The organism is Chryseobacterium jejuense (assembly GCF_900100075.1).
In the GTDB taxonomy this organism is placed as follows: domain Bacteria; phylum Bacteroidota; class Bacteroidia; order Flavobacteriales; family Weeksellaceae; genus Chryseobacterium; species Chryseobacterium jejuense.
Genome location: NZ_FNEG01000003.1, coordinates 541,471 through 557,170 on the forward strand (window position 1 = coordinate 541,471; position 15,700 = coordinate 557,170).

At 37.0% G+C, this 15,700-nt stretch carries 13 protein-coding genes; 4 read left to right on the top strand and 9 right to left on the bottom strand.

The features are described from left to right. Positions 1-48: 48 nt before the first annotated feature. Positions 49-903: an AraC family transcriptional regulator gene (locus BLS98_RS11625; RefSeq protein WP_089736637.1), complete on the bottom strand. Its 855-nt coding sequence runs from the start codon at positions 901-903 to the stop codon at positions 49-51. An 89-nt stretch (positions 904-992) separates the two neighbouring features. Between BLS98_RS11625 and BLS98_RS11630 the strand changes: the two genes are divergently transcribed. Together BLS98_RS11630 and BLS98_RS11635 are read left to right on the top strand one after the other, a co-directional pair. Beyond that, entirely contained in the window at positions 993-1,973 is a 981-nt protein-coding gene (locus BLS98_RS11630) for a polysaccharide deacetylase family protein (RefSeq protein WP_089736639.1), read from the top strand. 43 nt (positions 1,974-2,016) lie between these two features. Next, entirely contained in the window at positions 2,017-2,403 is a 387-nt protein-coding gene (locus BLS98_RS11635) for a DoxX family protein (protein ID WP_089736641.1), read from the top strand. 72 nt (positions 2,404-2,475) lie between these two features. Here the strand turns inward: BLS98_RS11635 and BLS98_RS11640 are convergent, their stop codons facing one another. The 7 genes from BLS98_RS11640 to BLS98_RS11670 form a co-directional block, all read right to left on the bottom strand. Then, positions 2,476-2,970, bottom strand: a complete 495-nt coding sequence (locus BLS98_RS11640) for a GNAT family N-acetyltransferase (RefSeq protein ID WP_089736643.1) — start codon at positions 2,968-2,970, stop codon at positions 2,476-2,478. 306 nt (positions 2,971-3,276) lie between these two features. Further along, the gene (locus BLS98_RS11645; protein WP_089736645.1) at positions 3,277-5,421 is read right to left on the bottom strand and encodes a M43 family zinc metalloprotease; all 2,145 of its coding nucleotides are present in this window, start codon (positions 5,419-5,421) and stop codon (positions 3,277-3,279) included. A gap of 273 nt (positions 5,422-5,694) precedes the next feature. Continuing rightward, positions 5,695-6,960 carry an NAD(P)/FAD-dependent oxidoreductase gene (locus tag BLS98_RS11650; RefSeq protein ID WP_089736647.1) on the bottom strand — a complete coding sequence of 422 codons (1,266 nt, stop codon included), beginning with the start codon at positions 6,958-6,960 and terminating at the stop codon, positions 5,695-5,697. Positions 6,961-6,976: 16 nt separating this feature from the next. Further along, positions 6,977-7,975, bottom strand: coding sequence for a 4-hydroxyproline epimerase (locus BLS98_RS11655; protein WP_089736649.1), 999 nt, complete (start codon positions 7,973-7,975; stop codon positions 6,977-6,979). Beyond that, entirely contained in the window at positions 7,972-9,456 is a 1,485-nt protein-coding gene (locus BLS98_RS11660; protein WP_089736651.1) for an aldehyde dehydrogenase (NADP(+)), read from the bottom strand. Before BLS98_RS11660 ends, BLS98_RS11655 begins: the two co-directional genes overlap by 4 nt. Positions 9,457-9,472: 16 nt before the next feature. Continuing rightward, positions 9,473-10,378, bottom strand: coding sequence for a dihydrodipicolinate synthase family protein (locus BLS98_RS11665; RefSeq protein WP_089736653.1), 906 nt, complete (start codon positions 10,376-10,378; stop codon positions 9,473-9,475). A gap of 88 nt (positions 10,379-10,466) precedes the next feature. Then, on the bottom strand, positions 10,467-11,351 hold the full coding sequence (locus tag BLS98_RS11670) for an AraC family transcriptional regulator (RefSeq protein WP_089736655.1): 885 nt from the start codon (positions 11,349-11,351) through the stop codon (positions 10,467-10,469). 186 nt (positions 11,352-11,537) lie between these two features. Between BLS98_RS11670 and BLS98_RS11675 the strand changes: the two genes are divergently transcribed. Both BLS98_RS11675 and BLS98_RS11680 read left to right on the top strand, forming a co-directional pair. Then, on the top strand, positions 11,538-12,932 hold the full coding sequence (locus BLS98_RS11675) for an aminopeptidase P family protein (RefSeq protein WP_089736657.1): 1,395 nt from the start codon (positions 11,538-11,540) through the stop codon (positions 12,930-12,932). Positions 12,933-12,946: 14 nt separating this feature from the next. Next, the gene (locus tag BLS98_RS11680) at positions 12,947-15,118 is read left to right on the top strand and encodes a S9 family peptidase (protein ID WP_089736659.1); all 2,172 of its coding nucleotides are present in this window, start codon (positions 12,947-12,949) and stop codon (positions 15,116-15,118) included. 49 nt (positions 15,119-15,167) lie between these two features. Here BLS98_RS11680 and BLS98_RS11685 read toward each other — a convergent pair whose 3' ends face one another. Further along, positions 15,168-15,593: a hypothetical protein gene (locus BLS98_RS11685; protein WP_089736661.1), complete on the bottom strand. Its 426-nt coding sequence runs from the start codon at positions 15,591-15,593 to the stop codon at positions 15,168-15,170. Positions 15,594-15,700 lie beyond the last annotated feature (107 nt).

Genomic DNA, 15,700 nt, shown 5'->3' on the forward strand with positions numbered 1-15,700 from the left:
AAATAATCTTTATGTAAGGAATGGTTTATCAATCGAGCTTCACAGTCTTTATGTTGTTTTATTTTCTTTTTTAAAGACAGACGGAGACTTGCCTCTATAGGTTTTGAATATTTTATTGAAATGGCTAACATCATTAAAACCAAGTCTATCTGCAATTTCACTAATGTTGTAATTGCTTTGAAGCAGAAGTTTTTCAGCAGCCTTTACCTTATATTGAATGATGTGTTGTTGAATGGAAAAACCAGTCTCCTTTTTGATGTAGATACTTATATAATTGGGGGAAAGCAAAAATTCTTTAGCTAGGTTTTCTATTTTCATTTTGTCTGCATCCAGAAAATTAACATTGATATAGTATAAGATCCTGTCTATTCTGCTAAGATTTTTAGAAACCCATTTTTGATTGGTGGCATTGCTCATGGTATTTCTGGTGAGAATGGTAAAAATCGTTGAAAAAAGATCTGCTGCAATTTCTTTATTATATAAGTTTTTATGGCTGAATTCATGCAAAAGAATACGGGATAACTGAAGAAGATGCGCTCTGTCTGTTTTGCTTTTAATCACAGATTCATACACAAAAGACCGGTCCTCCATCAGTAGCCGGAGAATTTTTTGAAGTTCATTGTTCTTGTTCATCAAAAGGTTTTCCCAGATATATTCTTCCGTAAATTTTATATAGATGAAACTGGTTTTATTTTGAATAGTAAATTCATGAGCATCACTGGGTCTTAGAAGAAATACATCTCCTTTTTGATAGGGAAATGTAATGCCGTTCAGATGGTGGGAACCTTTTCCATTTTCTATGATAATCAGTTCATAGAAGTTATGATTATGGTATTCAATGTCCCAAATTTCCTTTTCGATCCGGAAAACGTTGAAGGAATTGAAGTTGACAATTCTTTTCATGAATAATGGATTTTTACAAATTTAAGATTAATTATTACAATAATAACGAATGGTTTATGAGCCAATTTTGCAGTATAAATACATGTAAAATGAAATATATAAGACAATCAGTAATGGTACTTGCCGCAACGGTATTTTTTAGTTCAGGTTTTAAAGCTAATGACAAGGTTGGAAAAGGAAATCCGGAAGAGAAAAACCGTATGGTAGTAAAGAAGCATTGGCCTAATGGTGCTCAATTGGTCATTTCTGTATCCATGCAGTTTGAAACGGGAGGTCAGCCTGAAGGAGCGGAAAGTCCTTTCAGTAATACTCCACTTCCTAAAGGGCAGCCGGATCTTCCTGCAGAAAGCTGGTATCGCTATGGTGGAAATGAAGGAATTTACCGTATGCTGGATCTATGGAAAAAGTATAACATCAAAGTAACCTCTCATGTAGTGGGAACTGCTGCCGAGAAATATCCGGAAATTGCAAAAGCCATTGCCAATGGTGGTCATGAGATTGCGGCTCACGGGATTTCATGGGATAACCAATGGAATAAAAGTTATGATGAAGAATTACAGTTTGTAAAACAGGGTGTAGATGCTGTCGCAAAAATTACAGGACAGAAAGCTGTGGGATACAATTGTAACTGGCTGAGAAGAAGTCCGAATACCCTGAAAGTATTACAGGAACTAGGTTTCCTTTATCATATTGATGATCTCAGCCATGATGAACCTTTCATTACCAAGGTAAAAGGAAAAAACTTGGTGGTAATTCCCTACACGCTTCGTAATAATGATATTGTGAATATTGAAGGGAAGCACTGGAGCCCGGATCAGTTTCTTGCCCAGCTGAAGTTTGAATTTGACAGGCTTTATGAGGAAGGAGCAACCAAAAGAAGAATGATGAGTATCAGCTTCCATGACAGGATTGGTGGAACACCTGCGATGGTTCATGCCATGGAAGAATTTATCAAATATACCAAAGAAAAGCAGGGCGTGGTTTTTATGAGAAAAGATGATATTGCTAAAATGGTGATGAATGATCCTGATACTCCGGTTGATAATAGTGAAGCTAAGTTCAATAATTAACAAGTGATTTTTCAAATTAAAACAACCACTCAAACCTACTTTTATGAATAAAAAAACAGCTTATTTTTTCCTTCGTTTATCTATGGGGATCAATTTCTTCGGACATGGACTAGTGAGACTAACCAAACTTAATGATTTTGCTGACGGGATGACGAAAAGCTTTGAAAAAAGCTGGCTCCCTCAATTGTCTGTGCAAATGTTCAGTACAGCACTTCCCTTTTTAGAATTCATCATCGGGGTGCTGCTTATCATTGGCTTTAAGACGAAAATTGCGGCTATGGCAGGCGCTTCACTGATTATCCTGCTGTTATTTGGCAGCAGTACAGTTGAAAATTGGGAAGCAATGGGCATTCAAATGATCTATGCAGGATTATTTTATCTCCTGATTTCGAGAATGGATGATAATGTTCTTTCTCTGGATAGAAAATAGGTAGTGATAAAAGACAAAGCAAGCTTGGAGTGATCTCAATCTGCTTTGTCTTCTTAACTTTTTAGTCTATTCTTAGCCTTTTGAATATAAAAAATAAGCAAGTTCCCTATCTCCTTCTATCAAATTTTCATTTCTGTTAAATCCACATTTAAGAAGTACTTTTTGAGAACCAATATTATCAAGATCTGTTACGGCAACAATATCTTTCTTTTCATCAGTTGCAAGACAGTGGCTGATAAGTGCTTGGCATATTTGGGTTCCAATTCCTTTTCCCCAGTAGTTTTCTCCAAGGATATATCCGATTTCTGTTTGGTTGGGATTATGATGGAAAACTCTGGCCAGACACATTCCAATAAAATTATCATTCTGAGCATCAAATATTCCCCATCTGCTGAATGGTCCTTCTTTATAATCTGATAATGCTTTTTCAAACATTACTTTAAATTCTTCAGGAGATTTGTAAGGCAGATAACGGGTAACATTTTCATTGGTAAACAGATCCAAAAATAAATGGAGTTCCTGAGGAGTAAATTCCTGTATGATGATGGTATCGTTTTTATAGTACATAAGAATAATTTGCGTTTGAAATTAATACATAAAATTATATTAAATAAACTCATTATTGCTGATAAAAAGCGGATAATATCCACCATAAAATAAAAATGGGCTTAAAAAATTAAGCCCATCTTATATTCAACAAGTGAATATCTAACATATCAATACTAAATTATTTCATTAAATGCATCTGTTTAAAAAGCTTTAAACCAGTTTGTAACCGCTTTGAAGTAGTAATCAGGAGGCTGGTGGCCAAGAAGGGTTCCATTTCCAGAATACTGCCCATCTTCAATATTGTATCGATATAGCGTTTTGATCCTATTTTTTAATGAATTTTTGAGAAGATTTCCCTAAAGAAGTTTCAATATCAATTAAATAAGTTCCGCTTAGGAAGTTTTTAACATCAACCTTATCACCAATAACTTTAGCATTCATTTTTCTTCCAAACATATCATAAACAGAAATTGACTTAATTTTCCCTTTTGTTTTAATATTTAATACATCAGAAACCGGATTTGGATAGATGGATGTTTCTGAGTTTGTTGTATCAACGTCTGCAGTGGATGATAATAATGCACAAGGGGTTGTAATGCTGCCATTGGGTTGTGTATTGTATGCAAACCCAGTTACAGAATAACCTGAACCATTGGCCCCAACAATCAGTTTGAAGTAGCCGTTAATATTGTAGCCTTCGAATTGGTTTCTAAAACCAACATAAGCGGTTTGGCCAGACCAGTTAGTGTATGTAGGGGTGTACACGTCAAGTTGTCCGGGAGTACCAGTTGGGTAACCTATATTATTTGCATTAGTTATAGTGGTGCAAGCCGGAATTAAACTAATATTTCTTGTTCCTGTTTCGCAAACTAATCCTTTCCAATAGGTTTCCAATTTTAATTGATTTGCTCCATAGTACCAAGCGCCATACCCTGCATCATCACTAAGTTCCGGGTTAATGATAAAATATTTCCAAGTTGCCCCGGAGTTGGTTGTAACTGTTGTAACAGTTGGGTTGGCATAACTTTCCAGAGGAGTTCCTGTAACTATTTTATAGGGATCTTTGTAAGAAAAAGTTAATGCCAAAGCTGTAGTTGATCCTAATGAAGTTACGCCTCCTGTTATAGCCGGATTTAGGAATGTAATTGATGAATTCAGGATTTGGCTTTTAGGATGACTGGTTGCTGCACCATTTATGGTAAGTGTAGCAGTAGTAGGGCTTGTAACTGCTATAGCTGCTGTTAGTCCTGCTGGTAATGAAGAAGTGAAATGTGTTCCTGAAGTAAGAGTTGTTCCATTGGGTACGGCAAATGTTGTTCCGTTTAGCGTAATCGTTGATTTAGGGGCAGATGCTACTGTTCCATCTAATGACACGGCTCCATTATTGTTTAAGTTCTCTGTAAATGTACTGTTGCTAAGGGTTAATTTAGGTGGAGTATTGGTAACTCCGGTTGCTGCTAAGTTGGCAGGCTGCCATAAATTTATTCGCGAAGGATGGTTTAATGCTGCTAGCATTCTGTCAACTTGTCCATTGGTAAACATTTTATAACAACCGGAAGAACCATTGTATCCCATATAGTTTTCAACGTTTACTTTTTGTCCAAGACAATTGTTTCCAGTTGTACATCCTAATCCGGAAGAAGTATTTTCTACAGGGGTGTCAGCAACTCCATCACCATCGTTACTTGGGTTTGCCGTTGAACATGGAATATTAAACGTGTGTTGAAGATTTAACCAATGCCCAAATTCGTGAGTAAATGTATCAGAAAACTCGTTTGAGGCTACTGTACCAGCAGCATTAAATATATAACGTCCATTATAAACAACTCTGGCTGTATTTACTGACGCCATGTATGAATCCGGATACCAGGCAACTCCCGATTGATATAAGTCCTTATCAGCATATAGATCATTTTGGATATACACATTCATATACTTTGCATTATCCCATGCATCTGCGCCAATTTCTGTATCATATCCACCTCCATTGCCATATCCGCCTTTGAAGGGATGAAAAATCACTCCGCTTGTTGCTTTTCCAGTTGGATCAATTTTAGCTAATCGAAATTCAATATTTAACACTCCTCTGATAGATTGGAAGTCGGGATCTACAGTATTTGAATCGGTGTTAATTCCATTGAAATTTAAATTGATTTGTTGCAGTAAGTCAACTACTTTTTGGTGATTTACTTTTACATTACTTTGAGATTCTCCATAAACATGGAAAACCACAGGGATGATGTAGGTTGGATTGCTAGCCCTATTATTTAATGAATTTTTGTTTGATCCCCTTTTTTTTATGAAATCTTTGGTATATCTCTCAAAATTTTCATAATCAGCCTTAGATTTAGGGTGCAGTTCAAAATGTTTTTTCATCATTTCATCTGCTTTACACTCATGAGGTCTGTTTTCTTGAGCAAAACCTATTATTGGAAATAGGGACATAAGTAATAATGATTTAATTTTCATGATTTTTTGGATTTGGGTGTTAATAAATTATTTTAATAATCAAATTGTTTTAGGTTTAATCAACCTGTTTAATTGGATCTAGAATGATTTTAACTTGTCTGTAAATTTTGATAGTCAATATCTCCCATGCTTTTGCCTACAGCTTTGCCATCCTTTATCATAAAGTTCTGTGTGATAATGCTTATCCCATGACTGTTAATTTTCTGGAAACTCTTTCTTTAAAAAAAATTAAACAGGTTTAAATAATAATTTTGTGTGTTATGTGATGTTTTTTTAACTAAATCTTTCAGGATTAAAAATTCTGATATCAACAGTTGGTTTCTCTTCATTGGCAAGCTCAGAAACTGTTTTTCCGAAAATAGGCCCGAGACTTAAGCCCATCATTCCGCCACCACCTGCAATAATCAGGTTTTTTAGTTTGGAAGACTGTCCCAGATAAGGAAGCCCATCCGGTGCGCAAGGCCTGTATCCGAACCATATTTCAGATTCTTTTGGTAATTTAACTTGAAAATCAGGCATGTATTTTGGGATAGAACTTACGATTCCTTCTACTCTCTTCATATTCACTTTATCATGATGAGAAGCCAGCTCCATAGTTCCTCCAAAACGGATTTGTCCATTCATTGGGGTTACCGCTACTCTTGCTTCCAGTAATAATGCTGCATGTTCTAATCTGTTGACTGGATTTTCAGGGGTATGCATGAAAGAATATCCTTTTCCTGGCATCAGTTGAATTTTAATCCCTGCTTTTTGAGCCAATTCGGGTAAAAATGAACCTCCGGTCATAATGAAACGATCAGCCGAAAACTTTTTGCCATTGGCGATTACTGCTTTAATGGTATTTCCTGCAATTTCGTAGCTTGTTACCTTATGTTGTGTATGGAAAATGACTCCATTGTTTTTAAGGTAAGAGATCATTTGTTTCATCAACTTCATGGGATTCATGTGACCATCACATTTGTAGTTGACACCTCCTATAACATCAAGCTGAACATTAGGTTCCAGGGTCTGAATCTCTTTTTTGTCAAGGATGTCAACAGGAAGCCCCAAATTGATGGCTTTATAGGCTAATTCTGTTTCTTCTTCGGCTACTTTTTCTGTTTTATAGAGCATCAGAATTCCGTTTTGATTCAATTCAAAATCAAATTCTTCTTTTCCTGCAATTTCATTGTAAAGGCTGCTGCTTGCGAGATTAAGATCTCTGATTGCCTGTGCAGAACGGTCTACATGGTTCTGGTTTGAGTGTTTCAGAAATTTTAATCCCCAGGAGAGTAATTGAGTACTTAGTGAAGGCTTCACATAAAACGGACTTTTACTGTCAAACATCCACCGAATACCCTGTGCAACAACTCCGGGTGCGGCCAATGGGGTAAAATGACTGGGTACAATCATTCCTGCATTGCCGTAAGAGCAATTGTTGCTAAGGTCATTCTGTTCCAGAATTTCTACCTGCCAGCCTTTCTGTAAAAGATAATATGCTGAACTTAGCCCTGCGATTCCTGCACCTATAATCAGTGCTTTGCCTTTATTTTGTGTCATAAATTCGTTACAAACTTTACATTACCTGAAATCCCAGCCAATAGGGATCTTCATCATCAATAATAATCTGGTTATAGCCGGTAATCCTTGCCCAGCCTTCTACTGAAGGAATAATAGCTGGTTTGCCATCAACAGTAGCAGTTCCTTCTATTCTTCCTATAAATTGGGAACCGATATAGCTTTCATGGATGAATTCTTCGCCTTCTTTTAACTTACCTTTAGCATACCATTGAGCCATTCTTGCAGAAGTTCCTGTGCCACAAGGAGAACGGTCTAAAGCATTTTCACCTACTAATACGGCATTTCGTCCGCTGGCCTTAGGATCTGTAGGGTTTCCAGTCCACTGAATATGGCTTAATCCAGAGATGTGCTCATTTTCAGGATGGATAAACTCATATTTTTCATTCAGCAGCTTTCTGATGATCTTCCCATAGTGAATAAGCTGGCTTGCCGTGAAATCAGAAATATCTCTAAAGTTTTCCTGAGGATCAATGATGGCATAGAAATTTCCTCCATAGGCTACATCAGCCTTTATCAATCCAAGGTCAGGGCATTCCACTTCAAGATTTTCAGCATAAAGGAAGGATTTTACGTTGGTCAGCTTTACAGATTTTACCTTTTTCCCTTCCTGTATATAATCTATGAGAATAAGTCCGGCAGGGGTTTCAAGGCGTAGTTTTCCCGGAATTTTAGGAACCACTAAGCCTTCTTCTATGGCAATGGTAACCGTTCCGATGGTACCATGTCCACACATGGGAAGGCAGCCGCTGGTTTCAATGTATAACACTCCGATATCATTTTCTTCATCAAGAGGTGGATACAGAATGCTTCCGCTCATCATATCATGGCCGCGGGGTTCAAACATTAAACCTTTTCGGATCCAATCATATTCTTTCATGAAGTGAAGCCTGCGCTCCATCATGGAATTTCCTTTTAAAATAGGCCCACCTCCTGCAACCAGACGTACAGGACAGCCACAGGTATGGGAGTCTATGCAAAAAAATGTTCTGTTCATACGGCTTCTAATTGTAATGATCCTGAATTCACTTCTCCATCTACAATTCTGCTGATTTGTAGTGGATTTTCATTTTTAAGTTCTTCCGGTAAGAATTCATCCGGCCAGTTCTGAAAAGAAATGGGGCGAACAAAGCGCTTAACGGCATCGGGTCCTACAGAAGTAAAGCGTGCATCAGTTGTAGACGGAAACGGTCCTCCATGCTGCATGGCATAAACCACTTCTACTCCGGTAGGCATTCCGTTGAATAACAGTCTTCCGCATTTATCTTTCAAAAGATTAATAAGTTCAGTATTCTCATGTACATCATCTGGAGTTGCTGCTACAGTAATGGTTAATTGTCCTTTTAATTTTTGAGCAATTTGTATACGCTCTTCCTTGCTTTCACAAGCCACAATGATTCCAAAAGGTCCGAAGACTTCTTCACTTAGTACAGGATTATTGAGGAAGATGTGAGCATTGGTTTTTATAATGGCAGCACTTCCTTTGCCTTCTTCTTTTGCTGTTGAGGCGATTACTTCAACATCAAGTTGTGCTATTGCGGTTGCTTTATGATTTTCAAAACTTTCATAGATGCCATTGTGAAGCATGTTAGCTGGTGTTATTACCTGAATTTCCTGTTTTACTACTGCAATAAAACGATCCAGAGATTCTCCTTTCACTGCAATAAAAACTCCAGGATTAGTACAGAACTGTCCTACTCCTAATGTTAATGAGCTAATATATTCTTTAGCTAAAGCTTCTGCTTTATTTTCAATCAAGTTTTCCAGTGCAAATACCGGATTAATGCTTCCCATTTCTGCAAATACCGGAATAGGATTTTCGCGACGGCTGGCAATATCAAATAAAGCTTTCCCACCACTGAATGAACCGGTAAATGCTACTGCCTGAATATTCTGATGCTGGGTTAAATACGTTCCAATCTCATAGGATGTTCCGGTAATGTGGCTGAAAATTCCTTCAGGCCATCCGAATTCTTTTACGGCATTTGTTATAGCATCAGCCATCATTTGAGACGTCTGAGGATGCGCCGGATGTGCTTTTACAATCACAGGGCAACCTGCTCCTATGGCACTTGCTGTATCTCCACCTGCTGTGGAAAAGGCAAATGGAAAATTACTGGCACCGAAAACAACCACAGGTCCTAAGCCTATATTGTATTTTCTGAGATCTCCTTTCTGCTTCTCAGGCTGAGCAAGATCAATTCTTGGCTCAATATAAATTCCTGAGGCTACAGCTTTTGCATAATTTCTCCATTGGCCTACTGTTCTTGCTTTTTCACCGGTAAGTCTTGCCAACGGTAATGAAGTTTCGGTATGAGCCGTAGTTAAAAGCTCTTCTCCTAAAGCTTCAATCTGATCGGCAACGGCATTCATGAATGCCGCTCTCTCTTTTATGGTTGTATTCTTCAGGAACTGATACGCTTCAGAAGCCATCTGAATACTTAACTCAATGTTTTCTTTTGATGTTTCTTCAATCATAGCTTTTGTTCTGGTGTTAATCTAATGTTGGACGATTCGCTCTGCCCTCTTCAATAATCTTATTCACTTTTTGAGCTTCTTCACCCTGAAGTTCAAGGCGTGGTGCTCTTACATATGGATTGCTGATTCCTTCAGCGGTAGCAGCCAGTTTGATATACTGAATAAGCTTTGGATGAATATCTAACTCTAATAATGGCATAAACCATCTGTAAATGGCTACTGCTTTATTATATTCCCCTGCTTTGGCATAATTATACATGGCCATTGTTTCATTAGGGAAAGCATCTACAAGCCCTGCTACCAATCCATCGGCTCCAAGCATTAATGTTTCAAGGCAGATGGTATCTACCCCACCAAGTATTTTGATTCTTTTTCCGAAACGGTTAATCATTCTGGTTACGTTGGCCAGATCTCTTGTAGATTCTTTAACAGCCTGAATGGTTGGGTATTCAATAAGCTCATCAAACATTTCCAGTGTTACATGAATTCCGTAATCAACAGGATTGTTATAGATAAGGATCGGAAGATCTGTGGCAGTAGCAACCGCTTTAAAATATTCTACCACTTCACGACTATCGGCTTTGTAACGCATAGGAGGAAGAAGCATTAATCCATCAGCTCCTAATTCTTTTGCTTTTTGAGCAAAATTGACTGCATTTTTGGTTGTATTTTCAGAAAGGTTAAGGATAACGGGAATTCTGTCCGCTGTAATTTTTTTAGCATATTGAAGAAGTTCAAATTTTTCTTCAGTTTCCAACACACTGGCTTCTCCTAATGTTCCGGCAAGGATAATCCCATGAACTCCGGCTTTAATCTGGGCTTCTGTATTAACAGCAAACATTTCAAAATCAATATTTCCTTCTTTTATAAAAGGAGTTAATACAGCAGGATAAATCCCTTCCCAGTTTAGTTTTGTACTCATATCAAATAATATTTATTCAAAACTAAGTGAATTTCAAAACGGTAAATGTTAATATTTTAATGAGTTCTGACCGTATTTTAACATGTAGTTATTCGTGGTCAAAAGTTGCTTCTTTATAATGCTTCAGATATTCTTTAGGAGAATATTTCATAATGGATTTAAAAACGCGGTTGAAATTGGTTAAACTATTGAATCCGCTGTTAAAGGCAACAGAGGAAATACTGTATCTGCTGCTTGACGTTAATAATCTGCAGGCCCTCTGTACTCTTAATTCATTAAGATATTGAATATAAGTAATCCTGGTGTGTTTTTTAAAGGATCTGCAGAATGCCTGCGGAGTCATACAGGCTTCTTTAGCAATGGTATCAAGAGTAAGTTTATGCTGGGTGAAGTTTTTCTTAATATAGGATTGGGCATCTATAATTCTCTGGTCATTGTCAGAAATATGATTAGGTAGATTCTTTTCTGAAGATAATGGGATATGAAGATGCCTGTTCTGCATCAGATGGTTTAGAATCTTTATAAAATCTATAATCTGTTCTACTCCTTGTGTCTTTTGCAAAGCAGCCATACTTTCTCCTACATTTGCTTTTAATTTTGAAGCGACCTGAAATCCTATTTTTGAGTGTTCAATAAAATTTTTCAATTCTTCAAACTCTGGCAAGTCAAAAAAAGCAGATATTTTTTTATTGGGATCAAAGAAAATAGAGATAGCATGAACTTTTTGTTTTTCATTTTCAGCAAAATCACCTTTGAAAACGTGAGATTGATTAGCTCCCAGATAGAAAATATCTCCGGGCTCAAAGGTGAAAAGGTTTTGTTCTATGGCGAGAGTACCATGTCCCTTAAGGATCCACATGATCTGTGTTTCGGTATGCCGATGGAAATAAGGATAGAAATTAGGCATAATATCTTCCTGAATACGGATACTTTTGTTGGTGTCGGCAGGGACTGAAAACTGAAGACTCTTCATACAATCAATACTTTATAAGACCAATGAATGGGAAGGTTAAAATATTGCCGAATTTAAGCAAAATATGAACATTAAATATCATATTAAAATACAAACTTTACATCTTCATAATTTTAATGAATAAAGGACTTCAAATAGTACAAAATCGTAACTTTAAACTTTTAAAATAAAAAGTATTCATAATATATGTTTTCAGCACAGACTTATCAAGACAGAAGAGCCGTATTGCAGGGCAATGTGGCGAGTGGAATTCTATTGTTTTTAGGAAATATAGAGAATCCTGTAAATTTTGAGCATAATCCTTATTATTTCCGTCAGGACAGTACGTTTCTGTATTATTTCGGGATTCAGGAGCCTAAGATTGCAGCGATTATTGACATTGATGAGAATAAGACGATTGTTTTCGGAGATGAACTGAGTATTGATGATATTGTATGGATGGGCAGGCAGGAAACGTTGAAAGAAAAGAGCCTGAAATCCGGAGTACAGGAAAGGTTACCGTATGCAGAGCTTTCTCAATACCTTCTGAAAGCACAATCCTCTGGCAGAAAGGTACATTATCTTCCACCCTATCAGCCTTCTAATAAAATTGTATTAACAGATCTTTTAGGGATTAAAATAGCAGAGTTGCAGCCTTCTGTGGAAATGATAAAAGCTGTTGTAAAACAACGTTCTGTAAAAGAAGCTCAGGAAATTGTACAGATAGAAGAAGCGGTTAACGTGTCTAATGAAATGCACCTTTTGGCGATGAGAATAGCTAAGCCGGGTGTTAAAGAATATGAGATTGCTAATGCTATTCAATATCTTGCTGCTAACAAAGAATGTCAGATGTCTTATCCTCCGATTGTTACTATAAATGGAGGCATCCTTCACAATCATTATCGCCTTAATACCCTGAAAGACGGAGATCTTTTTCTTAATGACTCCGGTGCTGAAACGGCTATGGGCTATGCAGGTGATTTAACCAGAACATTTCCTGTAAGCAAAACCTTTAGTACGAAACAAAAGGAAATCTATGAGATCGTTTTGAATTCATTTAATAATGCTCATCATCTTTTGAAACCGGGAGTTAAGTTTAAAGACATTTATCTGAAAGCTTCTGAATATCTGGTGGAAGGACTTGTTGACTTGGGATTAATGAAAGGAAATCCTGAAGAAGCAGTGAAAAACAATGCTCATACCCTATTTTTCCAGTGTGGATTAGGGCATATGATGGGATTGGATGTGCATGATATGGAGGATCTTGGAGAGCAATATATCGGTTATACAGAGGAAGAGCCAAAAGATACTCAAACATTCGGCCTTAAATCTTTACGTTTAGGAAAAGCTTTAGAATCCGGATATGTGGTAACGGTGGAACCTGGTATTTATATGATTCCGGAGCTGATTGATATCTGGCAGTCTGAAAATAAAAATGCGGAATTTATTAATTATGATAAAGTAAATGAATACCGAAACTTCGGTGGCGTTCGTGTAGAAGATGATTTCCTGATTACAGATGATAGCTACAAACTTCTTGGAAACGGATTGATTACTACGGTTGATGAAATTGAAAACTACAGAGCCGAATATTTAGCTTAATTGAGATCATATCTATGAAAAATATTAAAAAAATAACGGCTATTGCCTTATACTTCCTGTGTCTGTCACCATTGGCAGCCCAAAAAACACAATGGACTCCTGATGGTAACGCTTATTACTCATTTACCCAAAATGGTGTTGGGATTATTGATGTGTTGAATCCTGGAAAAGATCAGGCTTTTTTAAGCAATAATGAATTGATTCCTTCGGGAAGCTCTACGGCTTTAGAAGTACAGAGTTTTCAGGTTTCTCCTGATGGTAAAAGTCTGTTACTTTTCACCAATACCCAGAAAGTATGGCGAGACAATACCCGTGGAGATTACTGGATCTTTGATAAAAATACCAAGAAACTTACTCAGCTTGGAAAAGACCTGCCAACATCATCCTTAATGTTTGCTAAGTTCTCCCCTGATGGTAAAAAGGTAGCTTATGTGTCTAAGCATAATATTTATATTGAAGATCTTACCAATAATCAGCATACTAAAATTACCAATGATGGTACAGACCGAATGATTAACGGTACTTTCGATTGGGCTTATGAAGAGGAATTTGGGACTCAGGATGGTTTCAGATGGTCTCCGGACGGAAGTAAAATTGCATACTGGAAACTGGATGCAAGAGGAACAAAAAACTTTCTGATGATTAATAATACGGATAGTTTATACTCATTTACCGTTCCTGTAGAATATCCGAAAGTGGGTGAAAACCCCTCAGGATGCAGCATCTGGTTCTATGATCTTGCTTCAAAATCTTCTAAGAAAGCAGATATAGCTGGTGACGAGGTACAGAATTATATTCCGAGAATGGAATGGGTACTGGATTCTCAATCTATTATTCTGCAGCAATTAAACAGAAAACAGAATCAGAGTAAAATTATGGTGGCTGATGCTCAGTCAGGAAGTAGTAAAACCATTCATACGGAGACAGATCCTGCATGGATAGACATCAAATCCCGTTGGAATGACAATGATCCAAGCGGTTGGGACTGGATCAATAATGGTAAAGAGTTCTTATGGCTTTCTGAAAAAGACGGCTGGAGACATATTTATAAAATAGATATGACCGGTAAAGAAACTTTGCTTACAAAAGATGCTTTTGACGTTATAAAACCAGAGTTTTTTGATGTTCCAAATAAACAGATCTACTTCTTAGCGTCTCCTACTAATGCTACTCAGAAATATCTGTATAAAGTAAGTATGCAAGGCGGAAAAGCTCAAAGACTTACTCCGGAAATCTACACCGGATCCAATCAATATATGATATCTCCCAACGGGAAAATTGCGATGTTTAACAATAGTAGTGTCAATGCACGTTCAGCAGGTGCTGTGGTATCGTTGCCGGAACATAAAGAACTTGTAGCTGCCAAGACTGTTTTAAAAGCAGATCCTGCAAGAGCTAAAACAGAGTTTTTCCAGATCACCACACAAGATGGAGCTACATTAGACGGATGGGTTGTAAAACCTAAAGATTTTGATCCCAATAAAAAATACCCGATTGTTTTCATGGTGTATGGTGAGCCGGGTTCACAAACAGTAACGGATAATTTTAACGCAGGGAAAAATGGGTTGTATATTGGAGATATGGCCAAGGATGGCTATCTGTATGTTTCTCTTGAAAACCGTGGAACACCTGCTCCTAAAGGTCGTGAATGGAGAAAATCCATTTACCGTAAAATAGGCCAGCTTAATATTCGCGATCAGGCGATGGGTGCTAAAGCTCTATTTGCAAAATGGTCTTATGTAGATACTTCCAGAGTGGCCGTATGGGGCTGGAGCGGTGGTGGCTCTTCCACATTAAACCTTTTAGGACAATATCCTGATATTTACCAGACCGGAATTGCCATTGCTCCGGTAGCCAATCAATTGTTCTACGACAATATTTACCAGGAACGTTATATGGGACTTCCACAGGAAAACAGGGAAGATTTTGTTAACGGTTCCCCATTGGCTTATGCTAAAAATCTGAAAGGAAATCTTTTGTTGGTTCATGGAACCGGTGATGATAATGTACATTATCAGAATACGGAAGTATATATTAATGAACTGGTAAAATATAATAAGCAGTTTCAATTGATGTCTTATCCTAACAGAACTCACTCTATCAGTGAAGGGGAAGGAACATCGTTGCACCTGGCTACTATGTTTACGAAATATTTGAAAGAACATTGTCCTCCGGGAGGAAGATAATACATGAGAAAATCCCACATTGTTGTGGGATTTTTATTTTTTAGCCTATTTATTTTCTTTTAAATACAATATTCCAGGTTATTTGAAAAGGTTCACCTTTGTATTTGTCAGTTTCCCGCATAACAATTTTCATTGTTGTTTTGTCTAATTGGGCGATTTCAAATTTTCTTTCATAATTGCCACCTTCGAATAAAGATAAGACTTTATCATCATTAGGATCCAATAAATATGAAAAGTAAAGCTGAGCACTATCGGTAATAGAACCATCTGCATTAAACTGCATGAAGTCACTGCTGCTTAATCTATAATTTTGTACTGTTCGTTTTCCATTGGCTTCAACTCCCTCAGATGTTGAAAGTATGGGCTGCCATTTTCCAACAATCATTTTTTGATAAGATTGCTGATAAGGACTATTGAATGACAGTACTATCAAACAAAAAGTAAATAAAAGCAGAGCCAGATTAAAGGACTTCATTATATTTTGGATTTGAATGAATATCAATAACTAATTTCCAAATGTAGTAACAAATCTGCTTGATTATAGAAAATTGTTTTTATATCTTTAAATTCATAAAATCCTTA